Here is a 26,240-nt window from a genome sequence, read left to right as displayed (position 1 = left end):
AAAGGTATGGCAGCAGTAAAGAAAGGCCAGATGATGCCGATCTTCAGCTATGAAGGAATTGATCGTAAAGGGGCAAAGATCAAGGGGGAATTGCCAGCAAAAAATATGGCTCTGGCCAAGGTCACCCTTCGGAAACAAGGCATCAGCATCAAGACCATTCGGGAAAAGAAAAAAAATATCCTTGAAGGCTTGATGAAGAAAAAAGTCTCAACACTGGATATTACAATTTTTACCCGACAGTTGGCGACCATGATGAAAGCCGGGGTACCACTGGTACAAGGCTTTGAAATTGTCGCAGAAGGTCTGGAAAATCCGGCGATGCGTGAAGTTGTACTAGGAATTAAAGGTGAGGTTGAAGGCGGTAATACTTTTGCCGGAGCACTGCGCAAATATCCACAATATTTCGACAACCTATTCTGTTCACTGGTCGAATCTGGTGAACAATCTGGTGCTTTAGAAACCATGCTAGATCGCGTTGCGATTTACAAAGAAAAAAGCGAACTACTCAAGCAAAAAATCAAAAAAGCCATGAAATATCCTGCTGCGGTGGTTGTAGTCGCCCTAATTGTTACCATCATTCTGATGGTCAAAGTGGTCCCGGTTTTCCAGGATTTATTCTCTTCATTTGGTGCGGACTTACCGGCTTTTACCAAAATGGTGGTCAATATGTCGGAATGGATGCAAAAGTATTGGTTCCTGCTGATTATCGCCATTGGGGCCGTGATTACCGCTTTTCTTGAAGCGAAAAAACGCAGCAAGAAATTCCGCGATTTTCTGGATAAGGCCGCACTCAAAGCCCCGATTTTTGGTGACCTGGTGTATAAAGCGATTATTGCACGTTATAGCCGCACTTTGGCCACGACTTTCGCAGCTGGTGTTCCCTTGATTGATGCACTGGAATCCACTGCCGGCGCTACCAATAACGTCGTGTATGAAGATGCCGTGATGAAAATCCGTGAAGATGTCGCCACAGGTCAACAACTACAGTTTGCCATGCGCGTGACCAACAAATTCCCATCCATGGCAGTACAAATGGTCGCGATTGGTGAAGAATCTGGTGCACTAGATGCCATGCTAGACAAAGTAGCCACACATTATGAAAATGAAGTCGACAATGCAGTTGACGGCTTAACCTCGATGATGGAACCGCTCATTATGGCTGTTCTCGGTGTGCTTGTCGGTGGTCTGGTGATTGCCATGTACCTTCCAATTTTCCAAATGGGTTCTGTGGTTTAATGCACGATTTTCTTCAATATTTTATTCAAAACCCAACGGCGTTGTATATCGCAGTTGGGCTTTTTAGTTTATGTATCGGCAGCTTTCTGAATGTCGTGATTTACCGCACTCCCAAGATGATGGAACAGGAATGGCGTACTGATTGCCAGATGTTCCTGCATCCGGAACAGCCGGTGATTGATGAAACTAAGTTAAGTTTAAGCAAACCCGCTTCAGCTTGCCCCAAGTGTCATCAGCCAATCCGCTGGTACCAGAATATTCCCGTCATTAGCTGGCTGGTCCTGCGCGGAAAATGTAGCAACTGCCAGAATCCGATCAGCATCCGTTATCCTTTGGTTGAAATTCTGACGGCAGTTTGTGCACTCCTTGTCGTAGCAGTATTTGGCCCTACCCTACAAATGCTGTTTGGCCTGATCCTGACTTATGTGCTGATCGCACTCACTTTTATTGATTTTGACACCCAGTTATTGCCTGACCGTTATACTTTACCCTTGGCCGCGCTAGGTTTGGGGGTAAATAGTTATGCACTTTATACCTTACCCGGTGCTGCCATCTGGGGCTATATTATTGGTTTCCTGTGTCTGTGGGTGGTGTATTATGCATTTAAAATCGTTACCGGCAAGGAAGGTATGGGCTATGGCGATTTTAAATTGCTTGCCGCCCTGGGTGCCTGGATGGGGCCTTTATTACTGCCTTTAATTGTGCTGCTGTCTTCTCTGGTTGGTGCGATTATCGGGATTATCCTACTGAAAGTCCGCAAGGAAAATCAGCCTTTTGCCTTTGGTCCCTATATCGCGATTGCCGGCTGGATTGCTTTTTTGTGGGGCGAGCAGATTATGAAAGTGTATTTAGGTCAATAAAGTGAAATTTATACTCGGATTAACCGGCGGGATTGGCAGTGGCAAGTCTGCTGCCAGTCAGTGGTTTGAAGCACAAGGGATCACGGTAGTCGATGCCGATGTGGTAGCGCGTGAAGTGGTCGAAATTGGGCAGCCTGCACTTACCCAGATCCAGCAGGCTTTTGGCGATTGGGTACTGCTTGCCGATGGCTCACTGAATCGTCGTGCCTTGCGTGAATATATCTTCCAGTCTCCTGAAGCACGCAAGACCCTGGAAAGTATTACCCATCCGGCAATTCGCACTTCCATTATCCAGCAACTACATGCTGCGCAAAGTCCCTATGCCATTCTGGTTTCACCACTTTTATTTGAAACCAATCAGCACGAACTCACTCAGCATACCTTACTGATTGATGCCACCATCGAACTGCAAATTGAGCGGGCCTCACAACGTGATGGCCAGAATATCGAACAAATTCGCAATATCATTGCCGCCCAAATGTCCCGCGAACAAAAGCAGACCATGGCCGATGATATTGTCCTAAATGATGGTCATCTGGATCATCTCTATGCTCATCTCAGACCATTACATCAAAAATATTTAAACATGGCAGCCAGCTGAAGCATAAAAAAAGCAGTCTGATTAAGACTGCTTTTTTTGTTCTGCTAATTTTCGGCTCAGACTGTCCTGATGCTGTAACCAGCGCCACGGCTGTAAGGCCCCGACGGCCATACCCATCAGGCCACACACCATGGCCAGACTTAAAGTTTCATTTAATAAAGGTACAGCCAGAATTGCCGCAATAAAAGGTGCAAGATTGGTAATACTGCCTGCCTTAAATGCACCAAGACGCTTGATGGCTTCTACATAGCTTAAAGTAGCAATAATCACCACAAATATGCCGTGAAAAATGGTCTGAAACAGTAAATGCTTGGGTTCAGGCACACTCAAATTTTTCGGTAAAAATAGCAGATAAATCGGCACATATATCACTGCCGACCAGATCGCGACACCACACATTGCCTGCCATGCAGTTAGCTGATATTTACGCAATAAAACAGTAAAAATCGCCCAAAGTATGGCACTGATAAAAAACAGCCCGTCCCCTGCCCCAAAGGCTACACCAGTTTCCCGATACATCAGCATACTCATGAGACATAGTACGACGATCATAATGATCAGGCTGGCCCAGGTATGTTTATCAAAAGCCTGCCCCATCAGAAAAAAAGCCATGATCGCGGTACAGATCGGAATACAGCCATTCAAGAAAATTGCAGCATGGGCGGTAGGTGCGTAGTGAAAAGCACTATAGGCAAACAGGCAATAAATCACCCCGCCAATCATAGCTAAAATAAAAGGCTCTTTTTTCAGTAAAAAAGCGGCCTCTTTACGATAAAGCAAGATCGGCATCAGAATCAGGAAGGCCAAAGAAAAACGCAAGGCCACAATATCCCAAGCACTGATCTGCCACAGCGCATTCAGGCGGGCTGTTAAAGTAAAACCGCCCCAGATGCACATGGTAACAACTAAAAAAACATAGCCTTGGGTACGGTCTGACAATGCCATCATCAATTAAAGGTTACGTTGACGGCAGGCTTCATACAGCGCCATGCCTGTAGCCACACTGACATTCAGACTTTGCAGATTACCTGCCATCGGAATATACACGGTCTGATCACATTGGCTTTGCGTAATTGGACGTAGGCCAGTATCTTCCGCACCCATCACGATACAGACGCCAGTACCGGTAAAATCAAAATTTTGAATCGGCAGCGCTTTTTCATCCAGCATAGTTCCGACAACACGAACATTAAAATCTTCTTTGATTTGACCCAAAGTACGCGCCAGATTGGTGACCTGAATGAATTTGACTTTGTCCGCACCACCTGCAGCCACTTTACGTGCAGTCGGGGTTAACGTTGCAGAACGATCACGTGGCGCAATCACTGCCTCAACGCCCATTGCAGCGGCTGTACGGATACAGGCACCGAGATTATGCGGATCGGTAATATGATCGAGGGCCAATAACAACGCTTGAGGATTCGCACTCAACAAGGATTCAAGATCTTTTTCATTCAGGGTTGGATGAGCACGAACTGCGGCTACGACCCCCTGATGAAACGGTTGCCCGGCCAGTTTCTCCAGTTTGTCACGGCTGGCTTGCTGCACACTGATCCCAAACGGTTCAGCCAGTTCCAGTACACGCTTTAAACGCTGATCATCGCGTCCTTTGAGAGTGAATAATGTCAAGACACGTTCAGGCTCAAGCTCTAACAATGACTCCACTGAATGTACGCCATAAAAATATTCAGGTTTTGCCATGAACGACCTCTAGATTAGTTATATACAAAAGAAAAATCCCGTAAAGCTGACTTCACAGGATTTCTATAGCTGATTAGTTTAACCGATTCGCACTGAAATTTCTTGCCCGGTTTACACTGATCTTGAATCTGGACTTAACCTTCAAAATGGCAGACATAGTCCAGCACATCATCGGTTTCGATTTTAAAACGGCTATTGCCCGGCACATAGAAAGACTGCCCCGCACGGAACAGCTCACTTTCTTCGCTATCGCCAATCTGAACACGGCATTCACCTGAAACAATTTCCATACGCTCAGGAACATGTGTTTCAAAGGTCAAGGCATTTTCTGATGGCAGAATGACACCCAAAGTTTTTTTGGTCCCGTCTTCAAATTGTACAATGTGGCTAATACACAACCCGCCGAAATATACATTAGATTTTTTAAGTACAGATACATGATCAAACTGAGCTGACATGCGATTTCTCCAGATAAAGCATTTTGTAATATTTTGATTGCTGTAGTTTAAATGTGCACCCTCAACTAATCAATCGAAGTTTGTCGGCGTCGATCAAATATTCTGTATCACCTGAACCCCTTCTATTTACAGCATGTTTTGGCCTGTATTTTGCTGATAGATAAACTTAAGTTTCGATCTGCACGCGCTCTTTTAAAAACAGGCTCAATTGAATCTTTAATTTAAAGATTGGGGATGTCAAAAATATGAAAATCAGCAGTGCATTAACGGACTTCTGAGTCAGCTTCTTGCGAAAATACAGTGAAATAAGCATATATAAATCGCTAAAATTTAAGATAGAATGAAATTGATTCGTCCTGATTTATAATAATCACAGCCATGTTGCGACCCCAATCCGACATCAGGCTATTTCAATCAAACTTTTCGCAGCCCGGATGCGTTTATGCTGACACATTTAACTCTGATCAATTTTGCTTTAGCTGAACATCTTGCTATTGATATTGATAAAGGTTTTAACGTTTTAACCGGTGAAACCGGTGCAGGTAAATCCCTCTTACTGGATGCATTGTCTGCCTGTTTGGGTGAGCGAACCGATACCAATTATGTACGTTATGGCTCAGAAAAAGCCGATGTCACTGCCAGTTTCAGCTATCAGGAACACAGTCCTGAAGCCGCATGGTTAAAAGAACATGAGCTGGATGACGAATCAGGTGAAATTCATTTACGCCGGGTGATTTTTGCTACCGGCCGCAGCAAGGCCTGGATCAATGGACGTCCGAGCAGCCTGTCTGAACTGAAAGAAATTGGGCGTTTACTGGTACAACTCTATAGCCAGCATAGTCAGCAGCAACTTCTGGAACCGCCTTATCCGAAGCACTGGCTGGATCGTTATTATCATTTTTATGCGCCGGCTCAAGCAGTACGTGATGCGTATAGCACTTGGCAAAAAAATATTCGCCAGCATCAGGCAGCTTTGGATGCACAAGCGACACGCAAGCAGCGTCTGGAAACCCTTGAGCTGCAACTCGAAGAACTGGAAGAAATTGTTCAGACGGATTATCCTGAAATTGAACAGGAATTTGATCGGCTCTCGCATCATGAAGCCATTATGCAGGACTGTGTCTATAGCCTGAATGTGCTGGATGAAGCTGAACAGAATATCACTCAGGAACTGGCATCAATTATGCGTCGGGTTGAGTCGCATGCCGGACGCAGTGAACAGCTTTCCGGGATTTATACTTCCCTACTGAATGCTCAAAGCGAACTTGAAGATGCAGCAGCGAATTTACGCCAGTTTATGGATCGGCAGAGTTTTGATCCTGAACGCATGGAAGTACTGAATTCAACTTTAGAAATCTTCCATCGTCTGGCACGTAAATATCGTACCCAGCCAGAATTACTGAAAGAAGAATATGAAGCCTGGCAAAGTGAACTGGAACAGTTACATCAACTGGAAGATCCGGAAACACTGGCTGAACAGGTAGCAGTGTCTTATCAGGAATTTATGGATAAAGCCCAACATCTGGATCAGATTCGCCGTGAAGCCGCAGCACCTTTGGCCAAGCAGCTCACTGAGCAGGTCAAACAGCTGGCACTGCCTGAAGCACATTTTGAGTTTAAGTTTGAGCCTCTGGAACATCCATCTAGCGAAGGCCTGAGCTTTATCCAGCTACTTTTTACTGCCAATAAAGGCATTCCGGCACAGCCTTTGGCCCGGGTTGCATCAGGTGGTGAGCTTTCGCGTATTGCGTTGGTGATGCAAGTCATGAATGCGGAAAAAACCGAAGCGGAAGTGCTGGTCTTTGATGAAATTGATGTCGGGATCAGTGGTGGTACCGCAGAGATTGTCGGGCGTTTACTGGCCGATCTGGCCCAACATGTACAGATTCTGTGTATTACCCATCAGGCGCAGGTTGCAGCACAATCTGATCAGCACCTACTGGTGAAAAAACAGCAGACTGATCCTGCCAGCAGCACGATTATCAATCTTGAAGAAAATGAAATAATTCAGGAGCTTGCAAGAATGACAGGTGGTGTAGAGATTAGTGAAACCACCTTGCAACATGCCCGTCAGTTACGTCAGCTGAAATTTCAGCAGGCTTAAATATTTACAATCTGGACAAATAAAATTTGGTGAATCCAAGAAGCTCTAGTAACGTAGCTATTAGGATCATAGGATTTCTCTGCGAAGAAATTAATTTTAAGGAGAACTGCTCAGGTGACCAAACAGTTTCTGACACATCGTTGTCTGATTGCACCGCCGCATGCGAATGATGATTTTTTTGCCCAGACGGTCATTTATCTCGCACGGCATGATGAAGATGGTGCGCAAGGCATCATTATCAATCGACCTGCCGGCATTCAAATTAAAGAATTGCTGAATGATCTTGATATTGAAGCAGACAATGTCAATCCGCATGAAGTATTGCAAGGTGGTCCATTACGCCCTGAGGCCGGCTTTGTCCTGCATACCGGTCAGCCGACCTGGCATTCGTCTATTGCCGTAGGCGAGAATGTCTGTATTACCACATCGAAAGATATTCTGGATGCCATTGCGCATAATGAAGGCGTTGGTCGCTATCAGATTGCACTTGGCTATGCCAGCTGGGGCAAACACCAGCTGGAACAGGAAATTGCTCGTGGTGACTGGCTGATTTGTGATTCCGATATGGATCTGATTTTTAATTTACCTTATAACGACCGTTGGGACGCTGCCTATAAAAAAATGGGGGTAGACCGCAACTGGTTATCTTCCGAGATTGGACATGCCTGATGTAAACGCGCCACAAACCATTATGGCGTTTGATTTTGGTACACAAAAAATGGGAATGTCGGTCGGACAATCCCTGATTGCTAGTGCCAATCCCCTACCCTTATTTCCCATGAAAGATGGTATTCCCAACTGGGATGAACTACTCAAAATCGTGAAAAGCCATCAACCCAATTTATTTCTGGTCGGCTTACCATTGAATATGGATGATAGTGAATCGGAGCTGTCGACACGGGCGCGAAAATTTGCCCGCCGTTTACGTCATCAGACCAATATTGAAACCTGGATGGTGGATGAACGTTTGACCACCCGTGAAGCACGCGATGAACTGGATCATTACCAAGCTCAAGGTCGAGGCAAGAAACTCTCTGCGGACAGTATTGCGGCTGCCTTGTTGATTGAAAGCTGGTATCGCCATCCTGCCGGAATCACGCCTTAATCTGTTTTTAAATTTTTTTAAATCAGCATCCTTTAGGGTGCTTTTTTACACTCCAAAATGCTTCTTAAGGATAAAAATAACGAAAAGTCAGATTAATTCTCGGTGTTAAAACTTTGCTGGTTTTGCTGATACTGTGCTTCCAGTGCTGCTGCGTCGCGCCACGCATCACAATCAGTTGTCCACTGTGTAACAGCACATCGACTTTATCGCTGTGAATTTTATGCTTAAAGCTCATTTTACGGGTAGCTCCCAGACTTAGAGAAGCGATGACATTTTCCCGAGAGGTACCTGTATATAACGCCGGCTCATCATCACTATGCCAGCCCAAGCCTTGGGAACCATCTTCATACAAATTGGCCAGACAGGAATTAAAGGGATGACCGACCAGAATTTCAATATGCTGCTTTAAACGGAATAATCCGGGTGTCCATACCTGAGCTTGTTTGAGCGTACCAGAATAACGATACTGATAATGTTCATCGCCATACCAGACCACCTGGCGACCTGTGACATGGTGCTTGCCAAATAAATGCACTTCATCATGTTGCCAGGCCAGCTGACTGAGAAAATGCTGTAGATACTGCTGGCTTTGTTCCTGATCCAAAATCAGGCCATAATCCTCCACTACCCCATCAAAAGGTAATACATTGGCTTGCGGCTGGGGTGCAAATAAATCGAGAGTCATATCAATTCAATCCAGTATCCACATGAAAATACTGACATTCGACCTAAAGGATTACAACTGCTCTTCACAAATGACTACAACATTTATGCTTGTGGCTAGCCTAATTCCTGCCTAGACTGAATTCAACTTTCACAATAAAAATAATCCTTTTATGAACTTATGGCAGCTGTTTCAGAAACTTCGTCCCTTTGTTCAGCCTTACCGGTTGCTGGTGATTGCCACGCTGATTCTGACCCTGATTGGCTCATTCACCGCACAGGTCAATGCCATTACCTTGCAATATGCGGTCGACAGCATCAATTCGCTACTCGAAACCGGTCAAGGACTGGAACAAGGCTGGCATATTCTGATCACGATTTCGGCGATTTTGCTCGGCAAAGAAATTATCAATGCCTTTGTCCAGTTCGGGCAGAAGTTCTATGGAGAGAAACTGCGGATTTTTGTCTCTCAGGATCTGGCCCAAGGGATTATTGAAAAATTTTTAAAATATCGGCTGGAATTTTTTAATCAGGAAAATAACCAGGCCGGTAAATTACAGACCCGGATTGACCGTGGCATTGGCTCACTGACCCGTCTGGTGCAAATTTTCTTTATTGATATTTTACCGTTATTTACCAGTGCCATTGTGGCTTTGGGGCTAATGTACTATGCCAATGTGTATGTCGGTCTGGTCGCGACTGCTATTGTTCCTATCTATTTCTGGCTGACCTATAAGCAGGCACAAAAACTCGGGGGCTGGCGCCGCAGTCTTCGCGATGGTCGGGAGAGAAAAAGTCAGGGCATTCTCAGTATCATCAACTCGATTACCGTGATTAAGTCTTTTAACCGCGAATCGATTGAATCGGAAAAGCAGCTCGGTTTACAGCGTGAACTGACCGACAATCAGATGAAAACCCGCCAGACCAGTTTCCTGTTTGATGGCCTGAAAACTTTTCTGGAACAGATCGGGATTGTACTGATCATTATTTTAACCTCCTACTTTGTGCTGGATGGCCAGATGAGTATCGGTATGATCATGTTTCATGTGCTGCTATTTAATAATGTCTCTGCCCCAATTCGATCCCTGCACCGGATTTATGATGAAGTGAATGATGCCATGATCTATTCAGAAAGCTTTTTCAAAATTCTGGAGGCCGATGATGAAATTGAACAAAGCGGTCAGCAGAAACCGATTGTCCAAGGCAAATTTGAACTGAGTGGCGTGAATTTTTATTATCCAAACGGCCACCATGCCCTGAAAGATATTGATATGGAAATTCGCCCCAATAAAATTACCGCCTTGGTGGGCTTATCGGGTGCCGGAAAATCTACCCTCATCAGTTTGCTGGATAAATTTTATGAACCACAGCAAGGTCAGATCAAACTGGATGGCATTGACCTGAAAGATTATGACACCCAATATCTACGCGATCATATTGGTCTGGTCTTACAAAAAAATCATATTTTTCAGGGCACCATCTTTGACAATATCCGTTATGGTAAAACTACTGCCTCAATGGAGGATGTAATTGAGGCAGCAGAAAAAGCCTCGATTCATGAGCAGATTTTACAGTTACCGGATGGTTATGATAACGATGCCTTGATGCTGTCTGGCGGCCAGCAGCAACGGATTGCCTTGGCACGGATGTTCCTGAAAAATCCACCGATTATTTTTCTAGATGAACCGACGGCGAGTCTAGATGCAATTGCCACGGAACAGATTAAACACAGTCTGGACCAGATCAAGCAAGGCCGTACCGTGATCATCATTTCGCATAGCCTGTCGCAGATTATTGATGCGGATTATACTTACGTGATGAAAGAAGGAACGATTGCTGAGCATGGCGAGCACGACCAGCTTTATCATCAGCAAGGCGTGTATAAGGAAATCTTTGATGCGATGGCCAAAAGCCTGAATATTGAAAAAATTGCCAAAACTTTTGAAGATGATGCCGAGGAAGAAACTCATAGTTAGCTTCTCTATCTCAATAAAGAAACCTCCGGTACGGAGGTTTTTTTATTTTAATTTTTTAAGATTTAACGCTGAACTTTCTGTTCAATTTCTTCAACACTGGTATGACGCACATCAAAACCTTTGACCATATAGATCACCTGTTCCGAAATATTCCGGGCATGATCGCCAATTCTTTCGAGTGAACGCAGCACCCACAATACATTGATGACACGACTGATATGCCGTGGGTCTTCAATCATATAAGTCATAAGCGTACGTGTGGCTGACTGATATTCACGGTCAATATCCGCATCCGCCAACATGACCTTCAAAGCTTGATCTACATCCAGACGCGCAAAAGCATCCAGTGCATCATGAATCATCACCCGCACCTGGTTGCCAATATGCCGGGTTTCCATATAACCGCGTGGTGAGCTACCCTCTTCACACAAGCTTTGTGCAATTCGGCCTATTTTCGAGGCTTCATCGCCAATCCGTTCCAGATCGGTATTGGCCTTGGACATGGCAAGCACCATACGTAAATCAATCGCGGCAGGATGACGGCGCGCCAGAATCAGGGTCAGCGCTTCATCAATATCTCGTTCCATCTGATTGACGACATTATCTTGAAACTGCACATCTACTGCCATTGAGACATCTGTGTCCAATAGGGCATGAATGGCATTAGCTACCTGCTGTTCTACCAGTCCGCCCATCGTCATGAATTTGGTATTTACGTCCTGCAGTTCTTCATTAAATTGCGAAGAAATGTGATGACTTAATACAGGATTATTTGGACACAAGGAAAGCTACTCCTGAACGATAGAGGACAATGATCAATAATAAATCATATTAAAGCATATCCATGATGAAAGTTTGATGACAATAGTAGCCTCATAGAGGCTGAGGCGAATCATATTCAATCAGCCAGGCATTCAGCTCTGCCAGTTCCTTTTCGGTTAACTGCCCGACCGAGGCCTGCAATTGCAGCGCATGCAACAGATAATCATATTTGGCATTCAAATAATCGGTCTTGGCAGAAAAGGCATTACGCTGTGCCAGCAACACATCGACCATGGTTTTTAAGCCTTCCTGATATTGGGCTCTGGACGCTTGTGAGACAATTTCCGAAGAGTCCATCGCGGCTTTACGTGCATTCAGTTTGGCCTGATCGGTTTCTACCTGCATAAAGGACTGTTTCACATCGGTATTGGCTTTACGGATAGCCGCATCCAGTTGCGCTTCACTTTTTTGCACATTAACGCCGGCCTGACGGATACTTTTTTGCGTGCGTCCACCGCTAAATACATTCCAGTTCACCTCCACCCCAATCTGGTCGAAATCTCCATTGCTGGACATGATCGTAGCCGGACTTTGCTTTAAATAGCCATAGGTTCCGACCACTTCGACCTGCGGATAGAGCGCAGCCTGTTCGACCCGTTTGGCATCTTCAGAATAGCGCTTTTGCAGACGCGCTTGCAGAATATTCAGATTTTGGCTTTGTGCTAATTCGGTCCAGGACTGCATATCACTTGGAACCGGTTTCTGGAACTGGAAATCGTTGCGTAATACCGCCAGATTTTCCTGATAAGGGCCGATTAACTGTGCCAGCTGTTCTTGGGCCAGTACCAGCTGAACTTGAGTCGAAATCCGGTTGGCTTGGGCACTTTGATACTGGGCATTGGCTTCACTGACCTCACTACGCGCCACCAAACCTTCTTTCAGCTTAGCATTCATCATGCGTAACTGTTCAGACAGCGCCTGCTCTTCCTGTAAATAAGCCGTAGTCAAAGACTGCTGCCGCAAGACATTAAAATAGGCTTCGGCCACCTGTAAAATATGCTGCTGTTTTTGCAGACGCAGATTGACTTCACTGAGTTCGACCGAGGTCTTGACCTGCTTATAACCTTGCCAGGCATCCCAGCGAAATAAAGGTTGGCGTGCGGTTAAGGCCACCTGACGGCTGGTTGTACTGGAACTTTGCAACTCACCAAATTCAGCAGGCAAACCTTCAGACTCTGAGTTGTTGACGGACTGGTTTTTACGGGTCACATTTCCAGATAAAGTCACGGTCGGCAGCAAATTTCCGCTGGCAATCCCCAGATTGAGCTGATCAGATTGGTACTGCAACACATTCGCCTGCCAATTTGGATCATTTTGCTGGGCGCGTGCATACGCTTCTTGTAAATCCAGGGCAAAAATCGCCGGACTAATTAATAGCAATAAACAGGCCATGACACTGCGTTTTAATTTCATTTTATAGTGTTAACCCCTAACAGCCATTCAGATCAAAAAATTCTGGCGCTTTAAGCTAAGCCATACTAAAGAGATCTCTTGAATTTTTACGTATGATTTTTATTAATTTTTTAATATAAAGATCAATTTTTATCCATCATTAATTCAATTTTCTGGCTCCCATACCGGCAATGTAACAAAGCAATTCACAATACTAAACATAGTATTTTAGTTTGATCTATACAATATCTCCCAGTAAGGCCGTTATTTTCTGAATTCACCTATATATACAGAGTCCTGAAGCATAGTGTTAATGCCATTCCCGTCGATATTCAAAGCCTGTGTGCTTGCTGGTAGCGTGCTGCTTCTTGGGGGCTGCCAACAGCCCTCAGATCCACAGATCCAGGTCGAACAGACTGAGGCGAAGCAAACGCAAAGTCCAGTCAGTGACTTTAGCCTCATGTGCCAGAATATTGAAAAAAATATGTCCCAGATTAATGACCAGCGCACGACGTTTGCGCTGGAGCAGATTAATCAGGATCTTAAAGTGTGCCTGCCGTTGATGGACTTGGCGGAGCAGAAGCAACTGATGCAGCGCTCTACCGAAATGTATCAGCGCTTTTTAAAGGTGGATCGCACCGAATTTCAGCAACGCGCCTTTGAGCAGTATGCACTGGAAATGGCGCAGCATCCCACCATTCAGCATGCGCATTTTCAACAGCTCACCTCACGTGACCAGTATCTGTTAAAACACAAGGGGCAGGCTTATGTAGAACTGCTGGATCTGGGGGATGGCACTTTACATTATCGCCGCAGTCCGGAATATCTGGCGCGTATTTTTGCCCCTTATTTACCGGCCGCTGAAAAAGCCTTTATTGAAAATCTGGCGGAACAGAATATGGAACCGGTGCTGGTGGAAAAACGCCTGCAGATTGAAGCCACTGATATTGCAGCCCGCAGTCTGCTTTGGGAAGACTATCTCAAGACTTATCCGAATAGCAGTTATAAACGCGATGCTGAATATCTGCTGAAGCAATATACCTATTTCCTGTTTAGAGGTACCGAGCAATCCCCGGTGTCGGAAGATTATCGCGATCGTTATGCTGTGGATACCAGTCATCTGGAAACTATTATTGGACTATCAAACGGCCAGAAATCAACGCTGTCCACACAGGCACGCCTGTTTCTGGAATTTCTGGACATGACTCCGGAACAGCGCCAACAAGTCTTGCCTGCCGATTATAGAAACCGCTCGGAAGCAGAACAGATTCTGTACTATGCCCAGATCAGCCCGCCCTCACAAAAATATGATAAAGACTGCTTTACCGATGCCATCTGTATCTAGTTGGGATCAGTTTCACCTTCAATCAATATCGCCATGTCTAAATCAATCCTCGTTTAAAGTTGAGCGATTTAGACCTGTTTATTCTGCCTAAACTGAGCTAAGCTTTAGCCTCGCTTGACGGAGCGCGAGTAATGCCTCGCTGAGATCATGTGATTCCTTTTATCGTTATCAGGAATTGAGCATGAGTACCGTTGAACCTGATCAGGTTAATACCTGCGTAGGAATCAAGCCAGCTAAAAACCCAGCCCTTGCTTTATCTGTTCAGGATAAATCTGCCTACGTTTTTGGTCGTGCTTGATTCGTTGATGTCATCATAAGGATCATAGCCATGAACCAGTTAACGAATCTTTCTTCTGAAACCACTCTCTCCGCTCATGAACAGGAAGCACGCGATTTAACGCGAATTCTGCCTGCCTCACGTAAAGTCTATCTGCAAGGCTCCCGTCCTGATATTCAGGTACCGATGCGGGAGATTTCCTTAAGTGAAACCCCGACCAGTCTGGGCGGTGAACATAATCCGCCATTAATGGTCTATGACACGTCTGGTGTTTATACTGACCCCGATGTGACGATTGACCTGAACAAAGGTCTGCCGAATATTCGTGAAAGCTGGATTGAGCAGCGCAACGATAGTGAAATTCTGGATCAGCTCAGTTCTGAATTTGGCCGCCAGCGTTTACGCGATATCCGTACCGCTGCGATCCGTTTCGCGCATATTCAAAAACCACGCAAAGCCAAATGCGGCCGCAACATCACCCAGATGCATTATGCCAAGCAAGGCATTATCACACCGGAAATGGAATACATTGCCATTCGTGAAAACCTACGTCAACTCGATGGTGTCGATATGCGCCAGCATCCGGGCCAGAATTTTGGTGCAAAAAACCTGACTGAAATTACGCCAGAATTTGTGCGTCAGGAAGTCGCCGCCGGCCGCGCGATTATTCCGGCCAATATCAATCATCCGGAACTGGAACCGATGATCATCGGGCGTAATTTTTTGGTCAAAATCAATGCCAATATTGGTAATTCTGCACTCGGTTCAAGTATCGAAGAAGAAGTCTCGAAAATGACCTGGGCGACGCGCTGGGGTGCAGACACAATCATGGACCTCTCGACCGGCCAGAATATTCATGAAACCCGTGAATGGATTATCCGCAACTCTCCTGTACCAATTGGAACCGTACCGATCTATCAGGCACTGGAAAAAGTCAATGGTGTGGCCGAAGACCTGACCTGGGAGATCTTTAAAGACACCCTGATTGAACAGGCTGAACAAGGTGTGGACTATTTCACCATTCATGCCGGCGTGCTTTTAAGATATGTACCGCTGACTGCCAACCGTTTGACCGGTATCGTATCGCGTGGCGGTTCGATCATGGCGCAGTGGTGTCTGGCACATCATCAGGAAAACTTCTTGTATACCCATTTCGATGAAATCTGCGAGATCATGAAAGCTTATGACGTATCGTTTAGTCTCGGCGATGGCCTACGTCCGGGCTGTGTGCAGGATGCCAATGACGAAGCGCAATTTGCCGAACTTCGAACTTTGGGCGAACTGACCCACCGTGCCTGGGAGCATGATGTTCAGGTGATGATTGAAGGCCCGGGCCATGTCCCGATGCATATGATCAAGGAAAATATGGATCTGCAACTGGAAGTCTGTAAAGAAGCACCCTTTTATACCTTGGGGCCACTCACCACCGATATCGCACCGGGTTATGACCATATTACTTCGGCAATAGGAGCCGCGATGATTGGCTGGTACGGCACCGCAATGCTGTGTTATGTGACGCCTAAAGAGCATCTCGGTTTACCCAATAAAAAGGATGTCAAAGACGGCATTATTACCTACAAGATTGCCGCACATGCAGCCGATCTGGCCAAAGGTCATCCGGGTGCGCAAGCCCGGGATAATGCCCTGTCCAAGGCGCGTTTTGAGTTCCGCTGGGAAGACCAGTTTAACTTGAGTCTGGATCCGGACACGGCGCGCAGCATGCATGATGAAACCATGCCGAAAGCCGCGCATAAATCCGCGCACTTTTGTTCCATGTGCGGACCAAAGTTCTGTTCAATGAAGATTAGCCAGAATGTTCGTGATTATGCCAGTCAACAGGCCAATCCTGATCAGCCGGCAAGCTCTCAGGCCGAAATTGAAGCCGGCATGAATCAGATGAAAGCCAGCTTCCACAACTCTGGTCAAAATTTATACCACAAACTATAAAACTGTAAAAAAACAGTTGTCTTCAAAAAAAACTCAGATAGGATGAAAATAAATCAATTCATTCTATCTGAGCATATGAATATTATTAAACAGGCCTCTTATAATAAAAAAGACTTTAGCGTAGAGGCACGTGAGTTCTTGTACCAGGGATTTATTCAGGTAGAAAAAGTCAGCCTGAAACACCGTTTATTTAATCAGGAAAGCTCAACCCCTATTTTGCAACGTGAGCTGATTCATCGGCCAGAAGCAGCGGGTGTGCTGATGTACAATCATCAACAGCAGAAATTCGGCCTGATCGAACAGTTCCGGATTGGCGGACTGGATGATATCGACTCTCCTTGGCAACTCGAAGTAATTGCTGGCGTTCTGGATGGCGATGAAGCGCCTGAAACATGCATCCGTCGCGAAGCACTCGAAGAATCAGGCTGTACCCTGGATGAGCTGCAGCACATTTTCAGCTTCTATCCGTCCGCCGGGGCATGTTCCGAATTATTTCATTTATATGTGGCGCAGACCGAATTGCCTGAACAGGGCGGTATTTTTGGCATGCCGGATGAAGGTGAAAATATCCAGCTGCATATTCTGGATTATGCTGATATTCCGTCCTTGCTCACGAATGGTCGCTTAAGAAATGCACCTGTCATTATGGCCTTGCAATGGTTGCAACAACATATTCATACTGCAGGAATATGTCTAAGGGGAAAGACATGAGTTTTCAGCAGTCAAGCATAAACACACAGCCAGATTGGACCATTATCCAGATTTCTGATACCCATTTGATGGATCGGGAAGAGCTGGAATTTGCCCGGATGAATCCCGAGCAGAGTTTTCACGAGGTGATGCAGCAGATCCAACAGCGCTTTCCCCAAATGGATGCACTGATTCATACCGGTGATCTGGCACAGGTGCCGGTCGAGCAGACTTATCAACGCTATTTAGCATTTGTCCAGTCTTTAAACGTGCCGTATTATCAGATTCCAGGTAACCATGACGATTCTCGGGTGTTCCCTTTTCACCAGCATGCGAATCAGGTACATGCCATTCATTTTGGCACCTGGACCATGATCCTGTTAAATAGTGCCGTTCAAGGCAAGATCGATGGCTGGGTGGAACAAGCTCAACTCGATCAATTGGACCAATTATTGCTTGAATTTAAGCATCAGCATGTCATTGTCGCTTGCCATCATCATCCTTTTGCGATGAAATCGTACTGGATTGATCAGCACCGGCTGAAAAATGCTGAAGATTTAAAAGATGTACTGGCTCGGCATCATAATATCAAGCTGGTTCTGTTTGGTCATGTGCATCAGGATTCCTGCAACGAATGGCATGGCATCTACTTTTTATCCACGCCATCGACCAGTGTGCAGTTTAAACCTAAAAGTGAAGATTTCGCGCTAGATCAGGCGGCACCAGGTTATCGTGTATTACATTTGCAACAAAATGGTGAGTTTGATACCTATATTGAACGGGTGGCATTGAGCCAGCAAAATATTAATACCGAAATTTCAGGTTATTAACTTTTCAATTTGTTTTTTTTGCATTACTTTATTGCAACCAAAGGAAATGTGATATGCATAGTCCAGACATCAAAGACTATCAATAAGCATAAAAAGTCTATATGATGACGGCCCCCATAGGAGGATAATCTTTCTACAGGGTGGATAAAAAACTGCATATCACCATATTTTTTGCGTAGCAATCATACGCATAGATGAGGAATGCCCTAAATGGCGAATGACAACCAAAATCAAGTCTTAGACAATCAAACTGATGTTGTAGAAGAGAAAGCTGCAAAGCGCGTACGCAAATCTAAGCCTAAAACGACTGACGGTGGTTCTACTGCTAGCTTATTTGGTATTGAACCTTATCAACCTAAAAAAAATGAAGAATACATGTCTGAAGGTCAGCTTCAGCATTTCCGCCAAATCTTGCTGGCTTGGAAAGCTGAGTTGATGTCAGAAGTGGATCGTACCCTCAATACGATGCAAGACGAAAATACTGCTCTTCCAGATGTGAATGACCGTGCGACTCAGGAAGAAGAGTTTGCGATTGAGTTACGTACCCGTGACCGTGAACGTAAACTGATTCGTAAAATCGAACAGTCGATCGAAGCAATCCAGAATGATGACTATGGTTTCTGTGAAACTTGTGGTATCGAGATTGGCTTGCGTCGTTTAGAAGCACGTCCAACGGCTACTTTATGTATTGACTGCAAAACCCTTGCAGAGATCAAAGAGAAGCAAAATAACGGTTAAGTATGTCTGTAAATAATCCTCCCCTAACCCCTCCTTTAAAAAAGGAGGGGGACAACAGGATGGCTTATGTGGGCCGGTTCGCGCCATCGCCAACCGGCCCTTTGCATTTTGGCTCCCTCATTACCGCAGTTGCCAGTTACTGCGATGCCAAAGCCAATCAAGGCACATGGCTGGTCCGGATTGAAGACACCGATATTCCCCGCATTTATCCCGGCAGCGAAGAGCATATCCTGCGTGCCATGGATGCCTTTCAGCTTGAACCTGATGCCGAAATCATTTTCCAGAAAGACCGTTTAGATATTTACGAAGACGTCATCCAGCAATTACGTCAGCAAGACCTAGTCTATGCCTGTCAATGTACCCGTAAAATGCTCGGTTCCAACCATATCTATCAGGATACCTGCCGCAACTTGGGTCTGGCTTTTGAGCATCAGGCCATCCGTTTAAAAGTTGAAGATGTTGAAATCTGTTTTGAAGACCGGCTGCAAGGTCAGCACTGTTCAGAACTGAAAAAAGATCTGGGCGATTTTGTCTTAAAACGTCGTGACGGCATTATGAATTACCAGCTGGCTGTAGTAGTCGATGACTATCTGCAAGGTATGACTCATGCGGTACGTGGAGCTGATCTTTTAGATAATACCGAACGGCAAATCTATCTGGGACAGTTACTCGGTTATCCGCGTCTGAGCTATATGCATCTACCGCTGGCAATGAATGATCAGGGGCAAAAACTGTCAAAACAGAATCTGGCCCAAGCACTGGATTTAACTCAGGCACCGCAATTATTAAAACAGGCACTTCAGGCTTTGCATCAGGCTGAAGTTGATTTGGACACTCCCGATCGGATGCTGCAACAGGCGGTAGTACAATGGGACATTGAGCGGATTCCACATACAACTGAGCTACAAGGTCACTATTTATAAAAACAGCTTTTCACTTAAGCTAGACTTCTAGAATGAAAAATTGATAGGAAGAAGAGTATGTTTTTTATTTTTGGCGTCGCCCCTAAAACCAAAACCATTGAGAAAAGCCAGTTTCTGTGTCCGGTCTGCCGTACTCGTTCGGGCTATGAGCTAAAACAGCAGCGTAATTATTTTTCTTTATTTTTTATACCCTTGATTCCACTTTCCAAGCCTAAATCTGCTTTTGTGACCTGTTCCAATTGTGGAACCGCAATGCCGAGCACGGTACTGGACCATGCTCAGCCAGAGCCAGGACGAAACTCCAATCTAGAAGCTTGATTCTTCGCGGCTTGGATTGACCTGACGCGTGGTCGAATCAATTTTCAGAATCAGACTGATCATGACCGCACAGATAATCAGGGATGAACCGCCATAACTAATAAATGGCAAGGTCAAACCCTTGGTCGGCAACATGCCCATATTCATACCGGCATTCACCAGAATCTGTAACAGGAAAATGATACTGATGCCATAAGCCAGATAGCCGGCACGCAAATATTGATGCTGCAAGGCGCGGTGTCCAATGCGGATACAGCAAACCAGCATGGTGAAGGACAAGATCAGGATGGTTGAAATGCCTAAAAAGCCAAATTCTTCACCCAAAATTGCCAGCATGAAATCGGTATGCGCCTCAGGCAAATAAGACATTTTCTGGATACTATGCCCCAAGCCTACCCCTGCCCACTCCCCACGGCCAAAGGCCATAAGGGCATTAGAGAGCTGATAACCGGTGCCTAAGGGATCTTCCCAAGGATTCGAAAAAGACAGCAGACGTTGCAGACGATACGGTTCCAACAGAATCGCGGCAGCAAATGCGCCGACCAAGGTCATAAAAGCCACACCGAACTGAATCCACGGCGCACCCGCCAGAAAGAACACGCCAAGCATGGTTAAGGTAATTACCACGGTTGCACCCAAGTCAGGCTCGAGAATAATCAAACCGACGGTAGCACCCATGATGGCACTTAAACGGACCAGACCCTTGATATTATTCCGTACTTCTTCCGCACGGCGCACCACGTAGTCTGCAGTAAAAATTGCCATCATCACTTTGGCGACTTCCGAAGCCTGTAAGGTAAAGCCTGCGATCCGAATCCAGCGTTTGGAACCATTGACTTCCGTCCCGACAAATAGCACGGCCACCAAAAGTACGATGGTAATAATCCACAAAAAGAAAGTGTTATTAAACCAGACTTTTAAGGGGATTTTATAAGCCAGAAAAGCTGCTACGGCAGCGACAAAAATCGAAATCCCATGTCGGCTAATATAGTGAAACGGATTTTCATGCATACGTTCTGCATAGGGCATCGAGGCCGATGCCACCATGATCGAACCAATGCAGAGCAAAGCCAACACACAGAAAATCAATACATTCCGTGGATTCACTTCAGCAGGTATTCTAGGTATCCACTGCGTATAAAATTGATTTAATTTATTGATCGTAGTCTGAGCAAACCCAGCCATATCACGAATCCTTGTTATTCTTAATTGAGTTCATTCACATACGCAACAAACTTGCGACCACGCTCAGGATAACCCGAGAACATATCAAAACTTGCGCATGCAGGAGACAATAGCACGACATCATGTGCCTGAGTGTGCTTTTGGCAGATTTCTACCGCCTGCTGCAGGCTGTCCGCATGAATCAGTTCAGTCGTACCCGCAATCGCTGCTTCAATGACGGGACGATCTTCACCGATCAATACCGCTACTTTGGCATATTTAGCGAGTGATTCACGCAAAGCCTTAAAGTCCTGCCCTTTGCCCTGTCCACCGAGAATAATCGCAACCTTGCCACCTTGAGCTTCAATGGCCATGCCCAGACCATCTAGCGCCGCCAAGGTTGCGCCGATATTGGTACCTTTGGAGTCGTTATAATAGCGTACGCCCTGTACTTCTTTAACGAATTCACAGCGATGTTCCAGACCTTTAAACGTCTTTAAAGTATTCAGCATGCTTTCTAGTGGCAGACCTATCGCCTCACCCAGCGCCAGACAGGCCAAGGCATTGGCAACATTATGCGTGCCCTGCATATACATCTCGGTACTTTTCAGCAGACGCTCACGACCACGCGCCAGCCAGATACTGCCATCGGTATCCTTGAGAATACCGTACTGGTTCATATCTGGTGCATTCAGTCCGAAACTTTGCATCGGTGTTACGTCTGGTACCAACGGACGGGTCAAAGAGTCATCACGGTTATAGACGACTTTTTTCACACCTTGAAAAATCCGGTGTTTCGCCGTGTGATAACCCATCATATCGCCATGACGATCGAGATGATCTTCACTCATGTTCAACACCACCGCGACTTCAGCCGCCAGATTTGAAGTAGTTTCCAACTGAAAACTGGACAGCTCGAGTATATACAGCTCAGGATCATCTTTAGTCAGGTCTAGCGCAGGACGGCCTAAGTTACCACCGACAGCGACTTTTTTACCTGCATCCGCTGCCATCAGGCCAATCAAGGTCGTCACGGTGCTTTTGGCATTAGAACCGGTAATCGCCACAATAGGCTTATCCGTGGCACGGCGTAAAATCTGGATTTCACTGACTACCGGAATGCCCTTGTTAATCGCTGCCTGAATTTCAGGAAGTTTAGGGTCAAGCCCGGGGCTAATCACGATTTCTTCTGCAGAAAGTAACAGTTCGGCGTCAAACTGACCAAAACTGGTCTGAACCTCAGCGGGTATCTGGTCATGTCCGGGCGGGTTAGCTCTAGAATCTGTTACTGCAACGCGGTAGCCCTGACTATGCAAGAAATTGACTGCTGCAACACCTGATATTCCGAGTCCTGCAACGACTTTTAACCCACCACGTTGTATTAACATTTTCGCCCCATATTTTGGTCTATTTTGAAACTGACGAAATGGTAGCACTTTGCTGTTTTGAATGCCTTTTCTGATTGGCTTTTCTGCACATTTTTTTTGTGTCCATGCGTAAAAAAACCGTCATGATCATGACGGTTTTTAAAATTCAGCCAGAAAAGGAAATTATTTCCATTTCACCGCTTGTTGGGCTGGCTTTTCTTCTGAACTTTTTTCTGAAACCGGACAGGCACAGTTGCCACCACAGCCTGCCGCCACACCCGGTTGCAGCCATTTGGCCAGACGCTTCCAGCCCTTGGCTGCACAGGCATCAGACAGCTTCTGGAAGACTGAGTTAGAGGTGTTCGGAAACACCTTTTTGAATACTACCAGCATGCTCCAAAGCACCAGTGCTGTCACAATTAGAATTTCAATCATCTCAATCTCCCATACATATACAATGCAGCAAACTCAATTGGCCAAGGCCAATCTAAGATTTAGCCCAAATAATATGAAGCAATTTGATAAGTCAGGAATGACATGAAATATGCCAGACCAAACAGGTAAACCGTCATGATACTGACAGTTTTCCAGGAACCTGTTTCACGTTTAACCGTTGCCAGAGTCGCCAGACAATGTGGTGCATAAATAAACCACACCAGCAAAGACAAACCTGTCGCAACTGACCAGCCCAGATCACCTCCACCGCTAATTAGCGCAGCTAGACCTTCAGACATCGCATCTTCATCAACTGCCGACATCGCATAGACTGTGCCCAGTGCTGCAACGACCACTTCACGCGCTGCCATCGCCGGAATCAGGGCAATACAGATCTGCCAGTTAAAACCGAGGGGTGCAAAGATCGGTTGCATCAGATGACCGAGCATCCCTGCCAATGAATAATCAATGGCCGGCAGGGTTGCGCCTTCTGGTGGCTGCGGGAACGTACACAGGAACCACAGCACAATCGATAAGGCGAAGATGATGCCGCCGACACGTTTCAAGAAGATTTTGCCGCGATCCAATAAGCCGATCCAAACGTTCTTCAAGTCCGGAAAACGGTAGCTTGGCAGTTCCATCAACAGCATGTGCTGTGATTTATCTTTGTGGAAGAATTTCAACACAAAAGACACCAGCAAGGCACTTACGATACCTGCCATATAAAGACCGAAGAGCACCAGACCTTGCAGATTCAGGAAACCCCAGACAGTTTGTGCGGGTACAAATGCCGCAATTAGCAAGGCATAAACTGGCAAACGCGCCGAACAGGTCATTAAAGGTGCAACAAAAATCGTGGTTAAACGATCTCGTGGATCACTGATGGTCCGCGATGCCATGATGCCCGGAATGGCACAGGCAAAGCTGGACAATAACGGAATAAAGGCACGTCCTGATAAACCGGCTTTAAACATCAGCTTATCTAATAGGAAAGCAGCACGCGGTAAATAACCCGATTCTTCCAGTACCAGAATAAAGAAGAACAAAATCAGAATTTGTGGCAGGAATACGACTACTCCGCCTGCACCGGCAATAATCCCATCTACCACCAGACTATTCAGCAAGGGATGAGAAATATATTCGCCGAGGAACTCACCCAACCAGCCGAAGAAGGATTCAATCCCATCCATAAACGGCGCAGCCCAGGCAAATACCGCCTGGAAAATCACGAACATCATCACGGCCAGACTAATTAAGCCCAGTACCGGATGCAGAAAAATCTTGTCGAGGAAATCGGTACGTTTATCTTCCTGATCGACGAAATTGACCACGTCATTCAGAATGTTTTCCACGCGCTGGTGACTGTCACCTTTCAAGCCGCTGAGCTCAGTCTGTGGTACAGAATACTTGCCTTGATCCAACGCATTTTTCAGGTTTTCAATCCCTGAATTGCGCACAGCCACCGTTTCTACCACAGGTACGCCCAGTCGCTCAGACAGCTTCTGAGTATTGATCTGCATGCCACGACGGCGTGCTTCATCCATCATGTTCAGCACAACCAGCACCGGACGACCCAGCTGAATCATTTCCAGCACCAGACCCAAATGCAGTTTCAGATTGGTGGCATCTACCACACACAAAAATGCATCCTGCTCCTGCTCTTCCGCAATTTTACCTTGTACGACGTTGCGGGTAATCTCTTCATCCGGACTGGTCGCATCCAGACTATAAGTTCCCGGCAAATCCAGTACCCGTACCGCTTTGCCTGAGGCAAGCTGAAACGTACCGACTTTACGTTCAACCGTGACACCCGCATAGTTACCGACTTTTTGGCGTGTTCCGGTTAAGTGGTTGAATAATGAAGTTTTACCGCAGTTAGGGTTACCGACAAGGGCAATACGTAATGTATCACTCATGCCGACACCGCCTGTTCGATTTCAATTTTGGCTGCTTCTGATTTACGCAAAGCAAAACGTGTGAATCCAACTTGAATCAAAATGGGATCTCCACCAAAAATACCTTTAGTAATGACTTGTACCTTTGTACCTGGTACAAAGCCTAAAGTTTCCAAACGACTCGCAACGACATCGTGTAGAGCACTTTCACCATCAGCTGTTCGACTCACTTTTCGAATGATGGCAATTTGTTTTGCTTTTAAATCAGACAAACGCACCGTGAAATTCCTAAACTATTTTGTACAGTATACAAACAAATGAGAATAATTAACAAATAAGATTAATTACATTTCGATTTAGCCTTATACCACATCGACACTGTCATAAAATTAAACTACAGTGGAGAATACCAATCCCGATTATCGCTTTTTCAGATCAGATCCTTTCACCCTATGCTGAATAAAAAACCCCGTATTCCTGCCCCTGTCCAAATTCCTGATGCGTTCAGTTATTTGCAGGGTTTTCGTGATTATCTGATTGCACAAACGGTCAGCCCGCATACTCGAAATGCCTATTTGTCCGATCTGGTGCAATGTGCAGAATGCCTGAGCAAGCCTCTGCCGGAATTGAGTCATGATGATATTTCTGATGTACTGATTGCGCTGACCAAACAGCAAAAAAGTCCACGTTCGATTGCCCGCTGCCTATCTGCCTTGCGCTCATTTTATAAATTTCTGCGTGAGCAGAAACTTCGTAGTGACAATCCGGTGGCTGCACATAAAACCCCGAAACTGGGCCGGGCCTTACCCAAAGATCTCTCCGAAGCTGATGTCGAAGCCCTGATTCATGCTCCGGATATCAACACGGCATTAGGGCTGCGCGATCGCGCCATGTTTGAAGTGCTGTATGCCTGCGGACTCCGGGTGACCGAACTGATTAACTTGCGGCTGGAACTGATCAACTTAAAACAGGGCTATTTACGTATTGTGGGTAAAGGTAATAAAGAACGCCTGGTTCCGATGGGAAAAATGGCCTGTGAATGGGTGGGAAAATATCTGAATGAAGCCCGTCCGCAACTGTATAGGACTTCGACCGATTATCTGTTTTTGACCCAGCATGGCGGTATCATGAGCCGGCAGAATTTCTGGTATGCCATTAAGCGTTATGCGCTGCAGGCCGGAATCCAGTCCGAACTGTCACCGCATACCTTGCGCCATGCCTTTGCGACGCATTTACTCAATCATGGCGCAGACTTACGCGTGGTACAGATGCTGCTCGGGCATAGTGATCTGTCTACCACCCAAATTTATACCCATGTAGCACAAGTACGGATGCAACAGCTACACGCGACCCATCATCCACGAGCTTAAAACATATCCGGATGGAATAAACT

General features: G+C 45.8%; 26 protein-coding genes and 1 riboswitch. Of the genes, 15 read left to right on the top strand and 11 right to left on the bottom strand.

The window, feature by feature from the left end:
• Positions 1-6: 6 nt before the first annotated feature.
• Genes AC1P5O_RS00805 through coaE form a run of 3 tightly spaced genes read left to right on the top strand, consistent with a single transcriptional unit; the run spans position 7 to position 2,697 of the window.
• Positions 7-1,236 (top strand): type II secretion system F family protein, encoded by a 1,230-nt coding sequence (locus tag AC1P5O_RS00805; protein WP_004281096.1) that lies wholly within the window; start codon positions 7-9, stop codon positions 1,234-1,236.
• Positions 1,236-2,096, top strand: coding sequence for a prepilin peptidase (locus AC1P5O_RS00800; protein WP_004281094.1), 861 nt, complete (start codon positions 1,236-1,238; stop codon positions 2,094-2,096). The genes AC1P5O_RS00805 and AC1P5O_RS00800 overlap by 1 nt, the downstream gene beginning before the upstream one ends.
• Position 2,097: 1 nt before the next feature.
• Positions 2,098-2,697: a dephospho-CoA kinase gene (coaE, locus tag AC1P5O_RS00795; RefSeq protein WP_004281093.1), complete on the top strand. Its 600-nt coding sequence runs from the start codon at positions 2,098-2,100 to the stop codon at positions 2,695-2,697.
• 21 nt (positions 2,698-2,718) lie between these two features.
• Here coaE and AC1P5O_RS00790 read toward each other — a convergent pair whose 3' ends face one another.
• From AC1P5O_RS00790 to ppnP, 3 genes are all read right to left on the bottom strand, one after another.
• Positions 2,719-3,645, bottom strand: a complete 927-nt coding sequence (locus tag AC1P5O_RS00790; protein ID WP_016806884.1) for a DMT family transporter — start codon at positions 3,643-3,645, stop codon at positions 2,719-2,721.
• A 3-nt stretch (positions 3,646-3,648) separates the two neighbouring features.
• A complete protein-coding gene (rlmB, locus tag AC1P5O_RS00785; protein ID WP_004281091.1) occupies positions 3,649-4,398 on the bottom strand; it encodes a 23S rRNA (guanosine(2251)-2'-O)-methyltransferase RlmB in 750 nt (249 codons plus the stop codon).
• A 134-nt stretch (positions 4,399-4,532) separates the two neighbouring features.
• Entirely contained in the window at positions 4,533-4,856 is a 324-nt protein-coding gene (ppnP, locus tag AC1P5O_RS00780) for a pyrimidine/purine nucleoside phosphorylase (protein ID WP_004281089.1), read from the bottom strand.
• A 442-nt stretch (positions 4,857-5,298) separates the two neighbouring features.
• On the opposite strand from ppnP, the gene recN reads away from it, so the two are divergent.
• The 3 genes from recN to ruvX all read left to right on the top strand — a co-directional run bounded on the left by recN (position 5,299) and on the right by ruvX (position 8,065).
• A complete protein-coding gene (recN, locus tag AC1P5O_RS00775; RefSeq protein WP_121979630.1) occupies positions 5,299-6,960 on the top strand; it encodes a DNA repair protein RecN in 1,662 nt (553 codons plus the stop codon).
• 114 nt (positions 6,961-7,074) lie between these two features.
• Positions 7,075-7,629: a YqgE/AlgH family protein gene (locus AC1P5O_RS00770; RefSeq protein ID WP_004281085.1), complete on the top strand. Its 555-nt coding sequence runs from the start codon at positions 7,075-7,077 to the stop codon at positions 7,627-7,629.
• Positions 7,622-8,065, top strand: coding sequence for a Holliday junction resolvase RuvX (ruvX, locus tag AC1P5O_RS00765; protein ID WP_004281083.1), 444 nt, complete (start codon positions 7,622-7,624; stop codon positions 8,063-8,065). The genes AC1P5O_RS00770 and ruvX overlap by 8 nt, the downstream gene beginning before the upstream one ends.
• A gap of 64 nt (positions 8,066-8,129) precedes the next feature.
• On the opposite strand, the gene AC1P5O_RS00760 is transcribed toward ruvX, so the two are convergent.
• Positions 8,130-8,750, bottom strand: coding sequence for an alpha-ketoglutarate-dependent dioxygenase AlkB family protein (locus AC1P5O_RS00760; protein WP_004281082.1), 621 nt, complete (start codon positions 8,748-8,750; stop codon positions 8,130-8,132).
• 151 nt (positions 8,751-8,901) lie between these two features.
• On the opposite strand from AC1P5O_RS00760, the gene AC1P5O_RS00755 reads away from it, so the two are divergent.
• Positions 8,902-10,704 (top strand): ABC transporter ATP-binding protein, encoded by a 1,803-nt coding sequence (locus AC1P5O_RS00755; protein ID WP_004281080.1) that lies wholly within the window; start codon positions 8,902-8,904, stop codon positions 10,702-10,704.
• 62 nt (positions 10,705-10,766) lie between these two features.
• Here the strand turns inward: AC1P5O_RS00755 and phoU are convergent, their stop codons facing one another.
• On the bottom strand, positions 10,767-11,486 hold the full coding sequence (gene phoU / locus AC1P5O_RS00750) for a phosphate signaling complex protein PhoU (RefSeq protein WP_004281079.1): 720 nt from the start codon (positions 11,484-11,486) through the stop codon (positions 10,767-10,769).
• A 91-nt stretch (positions 11,487-11,577) separates the two neighbouring features.
• Positions 11,578-12,939, bottom strand: a complete 1,362-nt coding sequence (gene abuO, locus AC1P5O_RS00745) for a multidrug efflux outer membrane protein AbuO (protein WP_005265505.1) — start codon at positions 12,937-12,939, stop codon at positions 11,578-11,580.
• 292 nt (positions 12,940-13,231) lie between these two features.
• Between abuO and AC1P5O_RS00740 the strand changes: the two genes are divergently transcribed.
• From AC1P5O_RS00740 to AC1P5O_RS00710, 7 genes are all read left to right on the top strand, one after another.
• A complete protein-coding gene (locus AC1P5O_RS00740) occupies positions 13,232-14,263 on the top strand; it encodes a hypothetical protein (RefSeq protein WP_004644924.1) in 1,032 nt (343 codons plus the stop codon).
• 108 nt (positions 14,264-14,371) lie between these two features.
• Positions 14,372-14,504, top strand: a riboswitch (TPP riboswitch).
• An 87-nt stretch (positions 14,505-14,591) separates the two neighbouring features.
• Positions 14,592-16,487, top strand: a complete 1,896-nt coding sequence (thiC, locus tag AC1P5O_RS00735; RefSeq protein ID WP_004281076.1) for a phosphomethylpyrimidine synthase ThiC — start codon at positions 14,592-14,594, stop codon at positions 16,485-16,487.
• 75 nt (positions 16,488-16,562) lie between these two features.
• A complete protein-coding gene (locus tag AC1P5O_RS00730) occupies positions 16,563-17,198 on the top strand; it encodes an NUDIX domain-containing protein (RefSeq protein ID WP_004281075.1) in 636 nt (211 codons plus the stop codon).
• Complete coding sequence (locus tag AC1P5O_RS00725; RefSeq protein WP_004281073.1) at positions 17,195-18,007, top strand: metallophosphoesterase; 813 nt, start codon at positions 17,195-17,197, stop codon at positions 18,005-18,007. Before AC1P5O_RS00730 ends, AC1P5O_RS00725 begins: the two co-directional genes overlap by 4 nt.
• A 210-nt stretch (positions 18,008-18,217) precedes the next feature.
• Positions 18,218-18,745 carry an RNA polymerase-binding protein DksA gene (dksA, locus tag AC1P5O_RS00720; RefSeq protein ID WP_004281072.1) on the top strand — a complete coding sequence of 176 codons (528 nt, stop codon included), beginning with the start codon at positions 18,218-18,220 and terminating at the stop codon, positions 18,743-18,745.
• A gap of 59 nt (positions 18,746-18,804) precedes the next feature.
• Complete coding sequence (gluQRS, locus tag AC1P5O_RS00715; RefSeq protein ID WP_004644920.1) at positions 18,805-19,668, top strand: tRNA glutamyl-Q(34) synthetase GluQRS; 864 nt, start codon at positions 18,805-18,807, stop codon at positions 19,666-19,668.
• 57 nt (positions 19,669-19,725) lie between these two features.
• A complete protein-coding gene (locus tag AC1P5O_RS00710; RefSeq protein ID WP_005265504.1) occupies positions 19,726-19,986 on the top strand; it encodes a zinc ribbon domain-containing protein in 261 nt (86 codons plus the stop codon).
• On the opposite strand, the gene ftsW is transcribed toward AC1P5O_RS00710, so the two are convergent.
• From ftsW to AC1P5O_RS00685, 5 genes are all read right to left on the bottom strand, one after another.
• Positions 19,975-21,171 (bottom strand): putative lipid II flippase FtsW, encoded by a 1,197-nt coding sequence (gene ftsW, locus AC1P5O_RS00705; RefSeq protein WP_004281069.1) that lies wholly within the window; start codon positions 21,169-21,171, stop codon positions 19,975-19,977. The two genes, AC1P5O_RS00710 and ftsW, sit on opposite strands and share 12 nt — an antisense overlap.
• A 20-nt stretch (positions 21,172-21,191) precedes the next feature.
• On the bottom strand, positions 21,192-22,538 hold the full coding sequence (gene murD, locus AC1P5O_RS00700; RefSeq protein ID WP_005265503.1) for a UDP-N-acetylmuramoyl-L-alanine--D-glutamate ligase: 1,347 nt from the start codon (positions 22,536-22,538) through the stop codon (positions 21,192-21,194).
• Positions 22,539-22,700: 162 nt separating this feature from the next.
• Positions 22,701-22,952: a DUF6587 family protein gene (locus AC1P5O_RS00695; protein WP_005265502.1), complete on the bottom strand. Its 252-nt coding sequence runs from the start codon at positions 22,950-22,952 to the stop codon at positions 22,701-22,703.
• Between the two features lie 59 nt (positions 22,953-23,011).
• Positions 23,012-24,868, bottom strand: coding sequence for a ferrous iron transporter B (gene feoB, locus AC1P5O_RS00690; protein WP_155861578.1), 1,857 nt, complete (start codon positions 24,866-24,868; stop codon positions 23,012-23,014).
• The gene (locus tag AC1P5O_RS00685; RefSeq protein WP_005101473.1) at positions 24,865-25,125 is read right to left on the bottom strand and encodes a FeoA family protein; all 261 of its coding nucleotides are present in this window, start codon (positions 25,123-25,125) and stop codon (positions 24,865-24,867) included. Before AC1P5O_RS00685 ends, feoB begins: the two co-directional genes overlap by 4 nt.
• 174 nt (positions 25,126-25,299) lie before the next feature.
• Between AC1P5O_RS00685 and xerD the strand changes: the two genes are divergently transcribed.
• Positions 25,300-26,217, top strand: a complete 918-nt coding sequence (gene xerD / locus AC1P5O_RS00680; RefSeq protein ID WP_155861579.1) for a site-specific tyrosine recombinase XerD — start codon at positions 25,300-25,302, stop codon at positions 26,215-26,217.
• The last annotated feature ends 23 nt before the right edge of the window (positions 26,218-26,240 follow it).

The sequence above is a fragment of the Prolinoborus fasciculus genome (assembly GCF_056724605.1).
This window is presented reverse-complemented; position numbering and strand designations above follow the sequence as displayed.

What these genes read in the sequence shown, in the direction of transcription:
- AC1P5O_RS00805 (WP_004281096.1), top strand. Translation starts at nt 7, where the DNA reads ATGGCAGCAGTAAAGAAAGGCCAGATGATGCCGATCTTCAGCTATGAA.
- AC1P5O_RS00800 (WP_004281094.1), top strand. Translation starts at nt 1,236, where the DNA reads ATGCACGATTTTCTTCAATATTTTATTCAAAACCCAACGGCGTTGTAT.
- AC1P5O_RS00790 (WP_016806884.1), bottom strand. Translation starts at nt 3,645, where the DNA reads ATGATGGCATTGTCAGACCGTACCCAAGGCTATGTTTTTTTAGTTGTT.
- rlmB (WP_004281091.1), bottom strand. Translation starts at nt 4,398, where the DNA reads ATGGCAAAACCTGAATATTTTTATGGCGTACATTCAGTGGAGTCATTG.
- ppnP (WP_004281089.1), bottom strand. Translation starts at nt 4,856, where the DNA reads ATGTCAGCTCAGTTTGATCATGTATCTGTACTTAAAAAATCTAATGTA.
- recN (WP_121979630.1), top strand. Translation starts at nt 5,299, where the DNA reads ATGCTGACACATTTAACTCTGATCAATTTTGCTTTAGCTGAACATCTT.
- ruvX (WP_004281083.1), top strand. Translation starts at nt 7,622, where the DNA reads ATGCCTGATGTAAACGCGCCACAAACCATTATGGCGTTTGATTTTGGT.
- AC1P5O_RS00760 (WP_004281082.1), bottom strand. Translation starts at nt 8,750, where the DNA reads ATGACTCTCGATTTATTTGCACCCCAGCCGCAAGCCAATGTATTACCT.
- AC1P5O_RS00755 (WP_004281080.1), top strand. Translation starts at nt 8,902, where the DNA reads ATGAACTTATGGCAGCTGTTTCAGAAACTTCGTCCCTTTGTTCAGCCT.
- abuO (WP_005265505.1), bottom strand. Translation starts at nt 12,939, where the DNA reads ATGAAATTAAAACGCAGTGTCATGGCCTGTTTATTGCTATTAATTAGT.
- AC1P5O_RS00740 (WP_004644924.1), top strand. Translation starts at nt 13,232, where the DNA reads ATGCCATTCCCGTCGATATTCAAAGCCTGTGTGCTTGCTGGTAGCGTG.
- thiC (WP_004281076.1), top strand. Translation starts at nt 14,592, where the DNA reads ATGAACCAGTTAACGAATCTTTCTTCTGAAACCACTCTCTCCGCTCAT.
- AC1P5O_RS00730 (WP_004281075.1), top strand. Translation starts at nt 16,563, where the DNA reads ATGAATATTATTAAACAGGCCTCTTATAATAAAAAAGACTTTAGCGTA.
- AC1P5O_RS00725 (WP_004281073.1), top strand. Translation starts at nt 17,195, where the DNA reads ATGAGTTTTCAGCAGTCAAGCATAAACACACAGCCAGATTGGACCATT.
- dksA (WP_004281072.1), top strand. Translation starts at nt 18,218, where the DNA reads ATGGCGAATGACAACCAAAATCAAGTCTTAGACAATCAAACTGATGTT.
- gluQRS (WP_004644920.1), top strand. Translation starts at nt 18,805, where the DNA reads ATGGCTTATGTGGGCCGGTTCGCGCCATCGCCAACCGGCCCTTTGCAT.
- AC1P5O_RS00710 (WP_005265504.1), top strand. Translation starts at nt 19,726, where the DNA reads ATGTTTTTTATTTTTGGCGTCGCCCCTAAAACCAAAACCATTGAGAAA.
- ftsW (WP_004281069.1), bottom strand. Translation starts at nt 21,171, where the DNA reads ATGGCTGGGTTTGCTCAGACTACGATCAATAAATTAAATCAATTTTAT.
- murD (WP_005265503.1), bottom strand. Translation starts at nt 22,538, where the DNA reads ATGTTAATACAACGTGGTGGGTTAAAAGTCGTTGCAGGACTCGGAATA.
- AC1P5O_RS00695 (WP_005265502.1), bottom strand. Translation starts at nt 22,952, where the DNA reads ATGATTGAAATTCTAATTGTGACAGCACTGGTGCTTTGGAGCATGCTG.
- feoB (WP_155861578.1), bottom strand. Translation starts at nt 24,868, where the DNA reads ATGAGTGATACATTACGTATTGCCCTTGTCGGTAACCCTAACTGCGGT.
- xerD (WP_155861579.1), top strand. Translation starts at nt 25,300, where the DNA reads ATGCTGAATAAAAAACCCCGTATTCCTGCCCCTGTCCAAATTCCTGAT.